Here is a 15,037-nt window from a genome sequence, read left to right as displayed (position 1 = left end):
TGCTGGACGGTCGGACGCTTTTGGAACAATCCCCCGACATGGTCAAGGATGTCGAGGCTTTGATTGACGAGCAGGATACCATCAATATCTGTTATACGAGCGGAACGACGGGCAACCCGAAGGGAATCATGCTTACCCATGTGAACTACTTTGTGAATGCCCACGATGCCATCGAGCTGTTCCAGTTGCCTGATGCCCGGTTCGAAACCTTGGTGGTGCTCCCGGTCGATCACAGTTTTGCCCACACGGTGGGCATCTATACCTCGCTGCTTCGGGGTATTACGCTGCACTTTGTCGACTCACGTGGTTCGAATGCTGCGATCATCCGAAATTTCCCCAAGAACCTTGTGGAAACCAATCCTGTGTTCTTGATGACGGTCCCCTCGATCACGGGCAACTTCATGAAGAAGATGACCCAGGGCATTCATCAGAAAGGTGCATTCATCGAAGGTATTTTCACCCGCGGGTTGGAGGCGGGCATTCTTCGCAACGGAGATGGGTGCAACCGTCCGGGTGCATGGGTGCAGTTCAAGACGTGGTTCCCCTATACCTTGGCCAACCTTCTGGTATTCCCCAAGTTGCGTGAGATTTTCGGCTCCCGTATGCTGTATTGTGTGGGCGGTGGCGCCTTGCTTGAAGCCAAGCAGCAGCGGTTCTTTGCCGCCATCGGCGTACCAGTATTCCAAGGCTATGGTCTGACCGAGGCCGCCCCGATCATCAGCAGCAATAGTCCCCAACGGTATAAATTCGGCACAAGCGGGATGGTAGCCAAGAGCGAGATCTGCAAGATCATGGTTGATGAAACCACCGAAGCCTCTGTCGGCCAACGTGGTGAAATTGTCATCAAGGGTGAGAATGTCATGAAGGGATACTTCAAGAACCCTGCTGCCAGTGCAGAGGTCTTGAAGGATGGTTGGCTGTGGACAGGTGATCTCGGGTATTATGATGAGGATGGATTTTTGGTGGTGACCGGACGGGCGAAAGCTTTGCTCATCGGAAAGGATGGAGAGAAGTACAGCCCCGAGGAAGTTGAAGAGGTCATGATCAACAATGTACCGTTGCTCAACCAACTGATGGTATACAATGATCATAAGCCGATTACAACCGCGCTTGTGACATTGCAGGAGGATGTTGTCGGCCGAATGCTTGAGGAGAAGGGTTGCAAGAACGCCGAGGAAGCTCTGGAAGCGGTCCTTGCGGAACTGAGAAGCTACGAACCACAGGCGGCTGCAATTCCGAAAATGTGGTTGCCATCCCGATTTGCCATGATCGAGAAACCGTTCAGTGAAGCGGATGGTTTGGTCAATTCGACCATGAAGCTGGTACGGTACAAGACAGCGGAATTCTACAAGGATCGAATTGCCCAACTCTATGAGAGTGAAGAAGTAAACAAACTGGCGAATATTGAGGTAATCAGACACTTATTTTTCCCAAACAGTAACTGAAGGGAGGACGGAGCGTAGAATTTCTGTTCATTCCTCCAATGCTCGAATATAGACAACACCTATAAAATATGTAACGCTTTACTTGCAAGTACGTTTTATTAGTATGATGATGTGTCATATCTGGCTGTCATCCCGTGGTTTCGGAGAGACATCCTTCACCTGGATGGGTGGGGGAGTGGGAAGATACCCAATGGCTTCCCCCTTGGAGAGGAGGGCAACATGAAGAAAGCGCTCGTACTGGTTTTGTTGGTATCCTTACTAACATTGGTGTTTGTTTCCTGTGATGCGAATATACGTTCCAACATTGCCGATATGATGGGCAATTTAGGGGGGAATGTGTATATCGATAGTGGATTGGTGAAACCTGACTTATCTGCAGTAAACGCGGCTTCGGATGCGGTTGAGGGGATTGGAGGAGATGTACCTTCGTGGAGTGGTACAACACTCAGTGATTTTGGTGTTGCACTTGATCTGAGTACTGCTACAACCCCTGTCGATACAAGTAAACCGATTATAAAACCTCAGACCACAGCAGAGCAGGATGCGTTTACCGCAACGATTGAATCTTCCTTGAGTTCCGGGCAAAGTGCAACATTCCTTGCAGAGATGTCCACTACTGCTTCACTTGAACAACAGGAAGCAATCGAAGGGACTGTGGCTGTATTTAATGCAACCCTTGAGGTTGTAGCCAGTAATATTTCTGATGCAGCCTTGAAAGAAACCATTGAGGATCTCGCAATTCCAGCAATCGATGATCCTTCCAAATTGACGCAAGGTGATGTCCTGCTACTCCAATTGATGACGAATCTCGTAGCCAATACGGTCACAGCGATCAAAAACGATGCTGGTACAGGCATTGATGAGACCAAGTTGACCAGCGATTCAGCCTTGGCGATTATCGGTGATGCACTTTTTGCTTCACAGGTTGCTGAACAACTTTCCGGTGTTGCTTCGATCGACTTTACCAATCAACTGAAACTCCAAAGCTTGTTGGATAATCTTAATAAAGGATTATCAAGAAACGCAAAAGATACTTCGGTTGACTTGAATGATGCTTCAGATATTGTTGCAGCTATCAGAGGGATACTTCCTGATATCATTAAATTGATGGGTATTTCAAAAAATGGGGATGACTACACCTACACTAATGCCTCTTATCAAAATTTCTTGAGAAACCAAAAGGCTTATCGTTCAACTATTGAGCATGCGCTTACTCTAGCATCAAAGAAGGGATTGAGTATTGGTTCCTCAGATAAAGCCAAGTTGGATACTTCCTCATTAGTAAAATATTTCCTTGCGGTTTTGGTGACCGAACATCAAGCATATTGGGATGCAAATGATATGAGTGGCTCACAAAAGCCGAACGAAATCATTGAAGCATTCCTAGATGCAAATCCTAGTTTGGGTATAGTGGTTGAAGAAGGCACTCCTGCATTGAGTTCCCTGACCCTGCCTGATACAATTACTTTCCCCTACAACGAGACTTCCATGGATGCGTATAAAGCTACTCGTTCATTGGCCTATTTCCAAAAAATCATCACCAATCTTCAAGCTATCAATACTGCAATTCCAACAGATTTGAAGTTTACAAATGTTGATACAGCCTTGTCCGATTTGTTGGCTGAGGTCGATGCCGATTGGTGGAATAACCTTTAAGAGGGAGGAGCGTTATGAAAGTAAAAAATATATTTATAAGCTTACTGGCAATCGTTAGCATCGGGGCTCCTCTTGTAGCGGGCGTAGTCGAAGACTATTCCCCTGAAAATGCCGTATATCAACAAGTAGGGGAATCATTTGTCGGAACCAGTGTCCGAGTATTGGGGATGGGTGGAGCCGGTCTGGGAGTACGGGGGTATTATGACAGCTTTCTGATGAACCCGGCAAACTTGGCGAAATCAGGCTTCAAGTTTTCCTTCCCTGCGGTCACCGTTACGGCTTACAACCCGAAGGCCATATTGGAAAGTGGAGCCATCGATGATTTCCAGGAAGGTACTGACAGTTCCATGGTGAGTGGGGCTCAGAAATTTCTTGGAACTATCAAGCTGGGATATGGGGATGTGCTGACAACCGATGTTTCTACCACTGTAACACTTGGTAGTCTTGGTCTCGCTGTGCAAGCGCAAGAACGATTGATGAGTTATAAGGAAGGGGCTGATTCCTTGACCACCAATTTGATTGCGCAAGTCACCACAGCCGCAACCGCCGGTCTTGGTTTCAGGATCAATATTATTCCCGGCTCCATCAGCATCGATCTTGGTGTTTCTGCCCAAGCGGTATACAAGGCATATTATAAGGCTCAGACAGTATCTTCCATTATTAACATGATGCAGGATAATACCACAGACCCGGGAACAAAATTCCTCAATGAGACTCCGCTTATCGCCGGGTACGCGTTGCCGATTTCTGCAGGTGTAAATGTGAACCTGCCCGTTGGGTTGACTGTTTCGATGGTTGCCAAGAACCTCAACGGCAACTACACCATGAGTACCTTCGACTCGGTCAATGACTGGGCAGAGGAGGTCCTTGGTGAGCGTTTGACCAATGACGCTGATACCGATTCAAGCTCAGCCCCGATTGATGCCAATTGGAAGATCGAGGTACCTTGGAGAATGGATGCCGGCCTTACCTGGGCTCCTGATATCGGATCCTTGATCAGACCTGTAGTTGCAGTGGATGTACCCGATGTCATGCAGATGTCCGGTCTGCAAGGCGAGGATCTCAAGCGAGCGTTCTTCGAACAAACCCGCCTTGGTCTATCAGCCAGATTGTTGAGCCTGTTTGATTTCCGCTTTGGGTTGAACCAAGGCTACAAATCCCTCGGTGTTGGTTTCGACCTTCTGGTCTTCCATATCGACGCCGCCTATTACACGCAAGAATACGGTGCAAGCCTCGGCGACAAACCCATCGATGCGTTGTCGCTCAGATTCTCCCTGTTCTCCCGTTAGTGTCGTTGTCCTCTCAGCTTTTGAATGCCCGCCCTGGAAAGGCGGGTATTCTTTTGGGTGAGTGGTTATTGGTTTGTTATTATAATAACATCGTGTATGAAAATTTACAGAAATGCCAAAATTTTCCTGTACTCTGTCATAAAAGCCATGATATAGTCACTCCGTGTGCCCAATACGGGCCATCCATACACACTTGAGAGGTCATCATGACAAGTTTTGGCATTTGGGGACTCATCCCGCCTGTTCTTACCATCACCCTTGCGTTCATCACCAAGGATGTCATGGTATCATTGTTTCTAGGAATCCTATCAGGGACCCTGATCGTTGCAGGGGGGAATCCCTTGGTTGCGATCATCAATCTGACCGACCTGCTTGCAGGTTCCCTCAACGATGGATGGAATATCCGCATATTCCTGTTCTGTGCCTTGCTTGGCGGATTGGTCGGAATGCTGAGCAAAACCGGAAGTGCCCATGCATTCGGTCGTTGGGCTTCCCGGAAATTGCATACCACACGCAGCAGCCTTTTAATGTCATGGCTCTTCGGCCTGATCATCTTCATCGACGATTACTTCAATAGTCTTGCCGTAGGAACGGTCATGCGGCCGATCACGGACAAGAACAAAGTCACCCGTGCCCAGCTTGCTTATATTCTTGACTCCACGGCAGCTCCGGTGTGCATTCTGGTGCCCATTTCCAGTTGGGTGATCACCGTCATGTCCATTGTAAAGGGCTCAGAAGGCTTCTCGACGTTGGGTATCAGTGAATTCACGTTCTTCATCCGTTCGGTGCCGTACAACCTCTATGCTCTGCTGACGATCATCATGGTCCTGGTCATCGCCTTGACCGGACGGAACTTCGGCCCTATGGCCCGAAGCATCGCCTATGCGAAGGAAACCGGTAAACTCTACAATGAGGAATACGGCCAAGCTCCGGGTGAAGTGGAAATTGATGGAGCGGCCATTGCCTCCAAAGCCCGCCCCATGGACATGCTGTTCCCCATCTTGGTCCTCATCATTTCTTCCGTGTTGCTGTTCCCCATCACTACCTACCTGTCCACGATCGACGGGGAGTCGATCATGACGCTGGGACAGGCCGCCTCTTCCATGTCCTTGGGGGATGCATTCAATAATACCGATGCCTCGATGGCCTTGTTTTATGCAGTCATCTTCACCTTGGTGATCACCTACATCTATTATACGGCTCGCAAGTTGTTCACGATCAAGGCTGCCAGCGAAGCTATCGGGGATGGTATCAAGTCGATGGTTCCCGCCCTGATCATCCTAACCATGGCATGGACCATCGGGACCGTCATCAAGAGCAGTCCGGAAGACGGCGGCCTCGGTCTCGCTTCCTACCTGAGTGAAGTGGTGGTCGGCGGTGGATTCCCCATTTCCTTGGTTCCCGTCATCGCCTTCGCACTCTCCGCACTGATCTCTTTCTCAACAGGTACCAGTTGGGGGACCTTCGCCATCATGATCCCGATCGTCATGCCGATCGCAGTCGGCCTCGGTCAAGCCAACGGCCTTGCAGAAGGTGGTTTGCTCAATGCCGCAATGATCAGCGTCAGTGCCGTTCTGGGTGGATCGGTCTTTGGCGATCATGCATCCCCGATCAGTGACACCACCATTCTGTCTTCCACTGGTGCCGGATGTCCTCACCTCGAGCACGTAGCTACCCAAATGCCGTATGCGATCACCGCTGCACTGTGTGCCTTGGTCGGATTCATTTTCGGTGGTCTGTTTTTGAATGTATTTGTTGCCTGGATCTTCACGTTGGCCTGTTTTACCGTGGCTATGATCGTGCTTCCCCGTCTGTACACCAAGTAACCACGCCGAATGGCAAGGCTTGGCTGGCTTTCCCTTGCCCAGCCGAGCCAAGCCTTCTATACTGGTTTCGTGGAGGACGATATGGACATAGTGCAAATTCAGGGACATATCAAAGCGTATGACTGGGGCAACTCCTCATTCATTCCTTCGCTACTTGGTTTGCCCGAGGATGGTACCAGCAAAGCTGAACTTTGGTTCGGGACCCATCCCAGTGGTGATGCAGTGGTACTCGAAACCGGGGAGAGCCTTTCGTCCTTTCTGAAAAAGGACAGCTTGCATTGGTTCGGCCAGGATCACCTTGATTGCTTCTCCGACCAATTGCCCTTGTTGCTCAAAGTCCTGGCGATTGAACGCCCCCTTTCCATCCAAGTCCATCCCACCAAAGCGCAGGCGGAGGAAGGCTGGAAGCATGAGGAATACCTGCGCACCCGTGTTGCCAAGGACTTGTGGAACTACAAGGACCCGAACCGGAAGGCGGAGGTCATCTATGCCCTGACTCCCATTACGGCCATGTGTGGTTTCCAGCCACTTGAACACATAATTCCTTCCCTAAAGCTGGTGATCCCCGATGGGTTCGCCGCACATTTTTCCTATCTGGAGGAAAGTGCTCAGGATCCCGATGGCTTGCTTGCCCGCTTCTTCGAGCAGCTCTATACCATGAAAAAGGAAGAGCTCGTCATCCTGATCGATGAGTATCTGGCTTCCCTCAAAGCTCATGAAGAATTGCCGTTCGCATCCGGGGACGGCCGGTTCTTGGAAAGCAAGGGGATTGCTCTTTCCTGTGCCTCCGCATTTCCCCATGATCCAGGATTGTTCGCTCCGTTCTTCCTGAATGTAAAGCATCTAGCACCAGGTGAAGCGTTGTACCTCGAGCCCAGAACCCTGCATGCCTATGTATTGGGCAACGGCATCGAATTGATGAGTGCCTCGGACAATGTGCTTCGGGGTGGATTGACGAATAAGAAAGTCGATGTCAAGGAACTCTTGAATATCCTGGAGATCAAAGGGAAGGAAGTAGAGAAAGTTCCCACATTGACAGGCAGCTCGGGAAGATTGCATCTTTTGACGCCGACCGAGGAATTTCATCTGATGGTACTTAAACCGGGAAAGTACGAGATCCACGACAGGCTCAGCATTGAATTGCTCTTTGTCACCGAGGGAAAGGTCACCTTCATATCGGATCAGGAAACCAGGGAATTGAAGAAGGGCAGTTGTCACGTGGTGGCGGCGAGTCTTCCCTCCTATACCCTGGAAGTGGAGGGCCTGCTCTTCATCGCCGACGTTCCTCGTTGAATTTCCTGAATATTCGGCTTGGAAAGAGCATTGTGACAATGGTATAGTCCTTCTATGGATACCTACCTTGCTATCTTGGAAAAGGAACTTCGACAAGCCATGGGCTGTACGGAGCCGGCCGCTTCTGCGCTTGCCGGAGCGAAAGCTGCAGAACTCTTGGGGATGCTTCCGACTTCCCTTGAGGTAATCACCAGCCGCGACATGGTAAAGAATGCCATGGGTGTCGGGCTTCCGAACTGTTCCTTGAAGGGCATCCAGGCAGCGGTCGCCCTTGGTGCCTGCGGCTCTCATGTAGAGAAAGGATTGAGCATCCTCAGCGAGCTCACCGCCGAGCAGATCGACCATGCCCGCTCGATGCCCGTATCCCTGACGATCCAGAGTAATGTACCAGCGCTCTATATAAAAGTGGTGGCCCGTCATCTGGATGCGCAGGCGGTTGCGGTGATCAGCGGTGAGCATGATCGGTTCAGCTATCTGGAGAAGGATGGGCAGGTACTCCTGAATTTGGCTGTCGAGGCTTGCGGAACAGCTTTGGATACCGAAGATGAACGGACTTTGGGGTCCGCCTCCTTGGCCCAGCTGCTAGCCTATGTGGAGCAGGCTCCGCAGGAAGCCTTGGATTTGGTGCTGCAAGCCAAACAGACGAATCTGGCCATTGCCAGGCATGCACTGGACCATCAGTATGGCTTGAACGTTGGCCGTATAGCCAGTGAGGCGATCGGAAGCGAACCGAAAACACTTGACCAGGCGTTCAGCCTTGGAGCGGCGATGGCTGCAGCTGCCAGTGACGCCAGAATGGACGGCTGTCCGATGCCGGTCATCATCAACAGCGGCAGCGGCAACCAAGGAATAACGTTGACGGTGCCGATTGCGGTGATGGGGGAATATCTGCAATCTGATGATGACAAACTCGGCCGGGCCTTGTTGCTCAGCCAGCTTGTGGGATTGTCCCTCACGGCACGCAAGAATCGGCTCAGTGCACTGTGCGGTGCGTTTACGGCCTCCATTGCGACCGCCTGTGCCTTGGTGTATCTACTGGATGGAACGCTGGAGGAAATGGACCGGGCGTTCAACACCATGGTGGGTAATCTCACCGGGATCATTTGTGATGGGGCGAAGATGACGTGCGCCCTGAAGATTTATAGTTGTGTGGAAGCTGCGAATCTCGCCTGCAAGCTGGCTTTTCGCGGGTACAGTCCGGGAAACGAAAGCGGTATCGTGGGAAAAACGAGTAGGGAGAGCATGGATTTTCTCTCCAGAATCAGTCATGAAGGAATGGAGGAAACCGATAAGACCATTCTTTCCATCATGTTGGGAAAACAATCGTGAATTATGTTGCAATAGATTTTGAAACGGCGAACAGCTATGACGGCGGGGCTTGTTCCGTAGCCTTGGCCCGGTTTGATGAGGAAGGGACGCTCTTGGATACCTACTACAGTCTGATCCATCCCAAGCATCCCTATTTCGACCCTGCAATGACCGCAGTGCATCAGCTGAAGGATGACCAGTGCCTTGCAGCCCCCGAGTTCGACCAAATCTGGCCGGCTATGCGGGATTTTATCGGTCGTGACCTGTTGGTCGCCCACAATGCCGTGTTTGACATGGGGGTGCTCAAGGGATGTTTCCAAGCGTATGATGTGGAAGCCAGGGAAATGCATTACCTGTGCACTCTCACCATCGCCCGGAAAGTCTGGCCGAAGATGCTCAGTTATAAACTTTCGTACTTGGTCGACTATTTCGGCATGGAATACCAAGCACATTATGCCCTTGATGATGCGATCATGTGCGGCAAGATGATGCACAAGCTCTGCTATGGTCACCTCAATGAGATGCTTGACTTACGAAAATTCCTGATCATCAAGGGCATAGAACCAAAGGTCATTGAGCATCAGAGAAAAGATGCAGACTTTTTCCTATAAGCGGATACAGGCCGGTCGCCCATAGTCCCACCAATGTATAGCGTACGAACGAGCCGACAGCGTACAGTGATTCTGGAATAACCGCTTTTGCGGCCATGATCAGAAGAACCACCGCCAAGCCGAGCAGATACCGGGCGATCTGTTTGCCGATGGTCGCTTTGGTTGAAAACTGGACCTTCAGATTCTCCAAGGCGAAGCCGAGGTATCCGCCGCCGCCAAGGGCAAGGACTTTCAACAGATCGGTGAATGCCACCTCATCGATGAGGGATAGGTTGAGCAGGATGCTGATGACCAAAGCGGATACGAAACTGATGGTTCCGAACCACAAGGCAAACCGTATCCTTCGATTCTGGTCATCATAGAGTGAATCAAGATACCGGTGGAAGAAAAAGCTTACCGAAACACCGAGTAATAACCCGCCGAAGACGTCGATGGGCCAATGCACTCCGAGATAGAGCCTGCTCAGGCCCACCAAGGTCATCAGCACAGCACAGGTGATGCTGAGCCATTTCTTTTGGAATACAAGGGCCAATGCGGTGTAGAAGGAAGCCCCGGTCGTGGTATGTCCGCTGGGAAAGGAATATCCGGTTGCCGTCTGCAGCCGTTTGCCTTGGATGGAATCCAGCACCTGGAAGGGACGGGGAGAGCGAACCAATGCCTTGAGGATCCCCATGGAAAGGACGGCAAGCAGGACCGAGGAGAACAGACTGAATCCCTTCTTTTTATCATAGTTCCAAAAGATGTAGAGAATGATGGCAATGACCACCGTCTGTTCGCCGATGATCGAAGCAAGATTGGCGAACGCATCGAGGAACGGGTTTGCGATGGAAAGAAAGAACAACAGGATGGATGTTTGCATGGAAATCTCCTTGGCTGCAGTATACGGAAGGCTTTGGAGGAACGCAACTGATACCCCAGTTGACAAAACCCTCGGTATCGTGTAGTTTCCAAGAGTCTTTTTTTGAGGGTGTAGCGAAGCTGGTTATCGCGACGGCCTGTCACGCCGTAGATCGCGGGTTCGAGTCCCGTCACTCTCGTAGGTCCCTTGTCCGGTTGTTCGGATGAGGGATTTTTTTTCGTCTTTTCGCAACGTATGAAATTTTAGTGAATTTTACTAAAGTAAATTGACATCCCGGTAAACTCATGCAAATCTATAGCAAAGGAAGTGGTATGGCTACACTCAAGGATATCGCAGAGCGTTGTAACGTTTCGTTGGGTACGGTTTCCCGTATCTTGAATGAAGATACAACCTTGAAAGTAACGCAGTCTGTACGCAATGCAGTCCTACAGACCGCACAAGAAGTGGGATATGTTCCCCAAAGGTTGCGTAATCAACACAGGTATACCATTGCCTTCACCTGTGCCCCCATTGCCAAAAGCGGATACGAACAGGCTTTCTTCGCAAGGCTTGAGCGGCTGTCTGCCAAATTCGATGTCCAGTTGTCTTACTATACGGAAACCCAGAAATTTGATGGGTTGATTGTGCTCGGTGATTTTGCAGAGGAACAGCTCAATGGGTTTTCCCGGAACTGTACCCATCTGTTGCTCATCAACAGCCAGCAGTGCGAATATAAATACGATCGAATCATCATGGACTACGACAATGCCGAGGAACAGGTGCTTTCCTATTTCCTGGCGAAAGGCATCGAGGACATCGGCTATTTCGGAGGCATCCATCAGGAAGGTGATGCAGTCATAGGGCAGCGGCGTCTCCAGTATTTCAAGAAATTGCTGCAGGAACACTCGGTATATCAGCAAAGGAATTTCGTCATTGGAACGATGGATGCGATGTCCGGCTATTTCTTGGTAAAAACAGCTAAGCATATCCCTCGGGCCATGCTCATCAGTGATTGCGCTTTCGCTGAAGGCGCATTGCGGGGGTTGAAGGAGATTGGTTCTGAGTGCGAAGTCGTGGTGTATCAGGATATGGAAAGCCCAGTTGTACCGTACGAATACCCCTATGCAACCCTCCAGATATTTTCCGATGCCGTATTCCATACAGCCGTGAAGCTGTTGATCGAGCGAATGAGCGGGGAGCGGGATACTGTATTCAGTATTACCGTCCCGGCAAAATTGATACCGAAATTTGAAGGAGAAACGAAGTGAAGAAGTCATTCCTGGTCCTGTTGATTCTCTTGTTGAGTGTTGCCGGTCTGTTTGCCCAAGGAGCGAAGGAAGCTACGGACAGCAAAACCATCGATACCCTGCGTGTCTACTATGTGCCCAGCCGCGAACCTGCTGAGATTATCACGGTAACCGAACCTTTGAAAAAACTGTTGATCGAAGAGCTTGCCAAAAGCGGTTATACAGTCAAGAAGGTGGATATCACCGTGGGAACCACCTATGAGGCAGTCGGCGTGGCTTTGTCCGCCGGGACAGCTGATGTCGGTCTGATCCCTGCAAATACCTATCTGCTCTATGAGGATGGATGTCAGGTCATTCTCACCGCCACCCGTGACGGTCTGAGTGTGGACAGCAGCAATCCTGTCGACTGGAATTCCCATGAACCGATCACCGCTGCAAAGACGCAGGCCATCGGTTACCGTGCCTTGCTTATCGCAGGTCCGTCCGCCAAGGGCAAGGAACTGAGCGCTAAAGTGAATGCCGGCCAGAAGTTGACTTGGGATGACCTGAACAGTGCGAATTGGTCGGTCATGTCTTCCACCAGTCCTGCAGGATACGTATATCCCACCCTTTGGCTGATGGACAACTACAATGGAAAAACCATTGGAGATCTTGCGCATGCCGTACAGTCCGACAGCTATGGTTCCGCGTTCGCACGCCTTGCAGCCGGTCAGGTCGATGTGTTGGTCACCTATGCCGATGCCAGACGGGATCAGGAATCCAAGTGGATGGATACGTATGGAAGAAAGGCCTCCATCTGGGATGAGACCGATGTGATCGGGGTCACTCCGATGATCTACAACGATACAGTATCCGTGTCGAAGACCAGTGAGAAGATGACAAATGAATTCATCGCAGCATTGCAGACTGCGTTCATGAATCTCAATCAGACCGAGGAAGGGAGAAAAGTCATCGCCGTCTACAGCCATACCGGCTACCAGAAGGCAGTCTCTTCCGATTATGACAATGAACGGAAGGCACAGGCCATCTTGAAAGGACTTTCAAAATAAGGCTGTCATCGGGGCATGGTTTCATGCCCCTTTTCCAAAAGGGGATACGCTTATGGTATCCTCCTTTGGAAAAGTTCGTGCTGGGGGATGCAAGTGTTTGTATTTGAGAACGTCAATAAAGTCTATCCAAACGGTACCGTTGGGTTGAAGGATATTTCTCTGTCAGTACAGGATGGTGAATTTGTAGCCGTCATCGGACGCTCTGGAGCAGGGAAATCCACCTTGATCCGGTCGATCAACAAGATGCATCCGATCAGCAGCGGGAAGTTGTTGGTAAACGATGTGGATGTCAGTACGTTGGAAGGTCGGCAACTGAGGAAACTGCGACGGTCGATCGGTATGATTTTCCAGAGTTTCAACTTGGTCACCAGAACCACGGTCATCAAGAATGTTTTGACTTCCTTCGTACCCGATCTCAGCCTGTGGCGGAGAATTCTTGGAGTATTTCCACGGGATCGAAAGCTCAAGGCCCTTGAAGCCTTGGACAAGGTGGGCATCCTGGAAAAAGCGTACACCCGGGTGGACCAGCTCTCAGGAGGACAGCAGCAACGGGTGGCACTTGCCCGTACCCTTGCACAGAATCCCTCCATCATCTTGGCTGACGAGCCGGTTGCAGCCCTCGACCCGGTGACAGCACGCCAGGTCATGGACGATTTCAAGCGGATCAACAAGGAACTGGGCATCACGGTGATCATCAATATCCATCATGTCGAACTGGCTCTTGCCTATGCAGATCGGGTGATCGGGATCAAGGCAGGGCAAATCGTGTACGACGGGCCGGCTGATCGGGTCGACGATGCCGTGTTGGAAACAATCTATGGGGAGCGTAGCGATGAAGCTGTATGATGCAGTGTTCAAACCGGTGGAATACCATCTGGCATCGGGGAAAACCATCCAGGAAAAACGCAGCAAAACTGCGTTGATCTGGGTCATTTTCCTTCTGTGCACCTTGGTTTCCATCAAATTGACGGGCTTCAGCCTTTCGGTCATGGTCAAACGGATGCGTTTTTTCTTTGTCATGCTCTATGACATGATTCCTCCCGATTTTTCCTATATGCACGCAGTATGGCAACCGTTGTGGGATACCATCAAGATGAGCCTGCTTGGTTCGTTCATCGGTGCCTTGGCCTGTATTCCCTTTGCCGTCTTGAGCAGTACGAATCTGGTACAGGCAAAAGCAGTCACCACTTTTTTCAAATTGTTCTTATCCGTGGTGCGGACGCTTCCCACTTTGGTTGCCGCCTTGATCGCAACCTACCTGTTCGGGCTGGGGACCCTTGCAGGAACCGTCGCCATCGCGGTCTTTACGTTCGCCTATTGCGGGAAAATATTGTATGAATCGATCGAAACGTGTTCCATGCTCTCCTTCGAGGCGCTGGAAGCCATGGGTTGCCAGAAGATCAGTGCAATCCGATATGCAATCGTTCCACAAGTTCTGCCATCATACCTGTCCACCGTGCTCTTCTGTTTTGAAGGAAATGTACGGTATGCGTCCATTCTCGGGTATGTCGGAGCCGGTGGCTTGGGACTTATTCTCAATGAGAAGATCGGTTGGAGAGAATACGACCGGGTAGGGATGATTCTCGTCGCCCTGTTTGTGAGTGTTGCCTGCATCGAATGGCTCAGTCAGTATCTACGCAGCAAGTTGGTCTAGGAGGAACATGATGCAATTGACCGTAGCTGAAACCCTGTCGGCCGAGCCGAAGTATTGGAGAAAACAGCTGGCAGCAGCATTGATTGTTTGCATCGCCCTTGCATGGTCGATGAGTGCAATCCAAACGAATACCGGAGGATCTTCGGGTCTTTCCATTGCAAAGGGCATTTTCAAAGGCTTGGTGACGCCGAACCCTTCCTTGTTGTTCAACTTCACCGACAAGGGCGTTGCCTACCTGCTTCTCGAAACCATGGCCATCGCTTTCCTGGGCACCTTGGTGGGAGCTGTGATCGCAGTGCCCCTCTCGTTCCTTTCGGCTTCCAATATCGTGCCTGCATATATTGCGATTCTGGGAAGGATCTTCATCATGGCGGTACGTACGATTCCCGCCTTTGTCTATGGATTGATGTTCATCATGGTGACCGGGCCGGGACCGTTTGCCGGCTTGTTGACGATGTCGCTTACCTCGGTGGGAATGGTGTCGAAGATGTTCATCGAGTCCATCGAGGACTTGGATAAGGGCATTCTTGAAAGCCTGGACAGCGCCGGATGCACTTTGTTCCAGAAAATTCGGTATGGGATCATGGCCCAGCTCATGCCATCCTTTCTTTCCACGTTGATTTATCGCTTTGACATGAACCTCAGGGATGCCACCGTACTTGGGCTGGTGGGGGCCGGGGGAATAGGCTCTCCGTTGATCTTCGCCATGTCCAGTTACCGTTGGAGTGACGCCGGTGCCATTTTGGTCGGGTTGATCATCCTTGTACTCTTCGTGGAATGGTTTTCCAACAAGCTTCGCACCCGTTTGATCAGGGGGTAGG

General features: G+C 50.7%; 13 protein-coding genes and 1 tRNA gene. 13 read left to right on the top strand and 1 reads right to left on the bottom strand.

Annotated features, from left to right (window positions below; all coding sequences use genetic code 11):
* The 7 genes from AB7C91_RS07110 to AB7C91_RS07080 all read left to right on the top strand — a co-directional run.
* Positions 1 to 1,445 (top strand): AMP-dependent synthetase/ligase (locus tag AB7C91_RS07110; RefSeq protein ID WP_428590171.1); only part of this gene is annotated, 1,445 nt, incomplete at its 5' end.
* Between the two features lie 219 nt (positions 1,446 to 1,664).
* Positions 1,665 to 3,101, top strand: a complete 1,437-nt coding sequence (locus AB7C91_RS07105) for a hypothetical protein (RefSeq protein WP_428590168.1) — start codon at positions 1,665 to 1,667, stop codon at positions 3,099 to 3,101.
* A gap of 14 nt (positions 3,102 to 3,115) precedes the next feature.
* Positions 3,116 to 4,390: a hypothetical protein gene (locus AB7C91_RS07100; protein WP_428590165.1), complete on the top strand. Its 1,275-nt coding sequence runs from the start codon at positions 3,116 to 3,118 to the stop codon at positions 4,388 to 4,390.
* A 206-nt stretch (positions 4,391 to 4,596) separates the two neighbouring features.
* Positions 4,597 to 6,216, top strand: a complete 1,620-nt coding sequence (locus tag AB7C91_RS07095; protein WP_332447163.1) for a Na+/H+ antiporter NhaC family protein — start codon at positions 4,597 to 4,599, stop codon at positions 6,214 to 6,216.
* Between the two features lie 81 nt (positions 6,217 to 6,297).
* Positions 6,298 to 7,509, top strand: coding sequence for a mannose-6-phosphate isomerase, class I (gene manA, locus AB7C91_RS07090; protein ID WP_332447164.1), 1,212 nt, complete (start codon positions 6,298 to 6,300; stop codon positions 7,507 to 7,509).
* Between the two features lie 54 nt (positions 7,510 to 7,563).
* Positions 7,564 to 8,838, top strand: coding sequence for a serine dehydratase subunit alpha family protein (locus AB7C91_RS07085; protein ID WP_332447165.1), 1,275 nt, complete (start codon positions 7,564 to 7,566; stop codon positions 8,836 to 8,838).
* Positions 8,835 to 9,428 (top strand): exonuclease domain-containing protein, encoded by a 594-nt coding sequence (locus AB7C91_RS07080; RefSeq protein WP_332447166.1) that lies wholly within the window; start codon positions 8,835 to 8,837, stop codon positions 9,426 to 9,428. Before AB7C91_RS07085 ends, AB7C91_RS07080 begins: the two co-directional genes overlap by 4 nt.
* Here the strand turns inward: AB7C91_RS07080 and AB7C91_RS07075 are convergent.
* Positions 9,388 to 10,287, bottom strand: a complete 900-nt coding sequence (locus tag AB7C91_RS07075; RefSeq protein WP_332447167.1) for a phosphatase PAP2 family protein — start codon at positions 10,285 to 10,287, stop codon at positions 9,388 to 9,390. The genes AB7C91_RS07080 and AB7C91_RS07075 overlap by 41 nt on opposite strands.
* A gap of 104 nt (positions 10,288 to 10,391) precedes the next feature.
* Here AB7C91_RS07075 and AB7C91_RS07070 point away from each other — a divergent pair.
* From AB7C91_RS07070 to phnE (AB7C91_RS07045), 6 genes are all read left to right on the top strand, one after another.
* Positions 10,392 to 10,465 (top strand) — tRNA-Asp (locus AB7C91_RS07070).
* Positions 10,466 to 10,598: 133 nt separating this feature from the next.
* A complete protein-coding gene (locus AB7C91_RS07065) occupies positions 10,599 to 11,534 on the top strand; it encodes a LacI family DNA-binding transcriptional regulator (protein WP_332447168.1) in 936 nt (311 codons plus the stop codon).
* Entirely contained in the window at positions 11,531 to 12,562 is a 1,032-nt protein-coding gene (locus AB7C91_RS07060) for a phosphate/phosphite/phosphonate ABC transporter substrate-binding protein (protein ID WP_332447169.1), read from the top strand. Before AB7C91_RS07065 ends, AB7C91_RS07060 begins: the two co-directional genes overlap by 4 nt.
* Positions 12,563 to 12,655: 93 nt before the next feature.
* Positions 12,656 to 13,408, top strand: a complete 753-nt coding sequence (gene phnC, locus AB7C91_RS07055; protein ID WP_428590157.1) for a phosphonate ABC transporter ATP-binding protein — start codon at positions 12,656 to 12,658, stop codon at positions 13,406 to 13,408.
* Positions 13,395 to 14,216 carry a phosphonate ABC transporter, permease protein PhnE gene (gene phnE / locus AB7C91_RS07050; protein ID WP_428590154.1) on the top strand — a complete coding sequence of 274 codons (822 nt, stop codon included), beginning with the start codon at positions 13,395 to 13,397 and terminating at the stop codon, positions 14,214 to 14,216. The genes phnC and phnE (AB7C91_RS07050) overlap by 14 nt, the downstream gene beginning before the upstream one ends.
* 10 nt (positions 14,217 to 14,226) lie before the next feature.
* On the top strand, positions 14,227 to 15,036 hold the full coding sequence (gene phnE / locus AB7C91_RS07045) for a phosphonate ABC transporter, permease protein PhnE (RefSeq protein ID WP_428590151.1): 810 nt from the start codon (positions 14,227 to 14,229) through the stop codon (positions 15,034 to 15,036).
* Position 15,037: the final 1 nt, after the last annotated feature.

Origin of the sequence: Sphaerochaeta sp. (genome assembly GCF_050256055.1) — a bacterium.
In the GTDB taxonomy this organism is placed as follows: domain Bacteria; phylum Spirochaetota; class Spirochaetia; order Sphaerochaetales; family Sphaerochaetaceae; genus Sphaerochaeta.
Note: the sequence above shows the minus strand (reverse complement) of the source record. Positions and strands in the feature narration are given on the sequence as shown.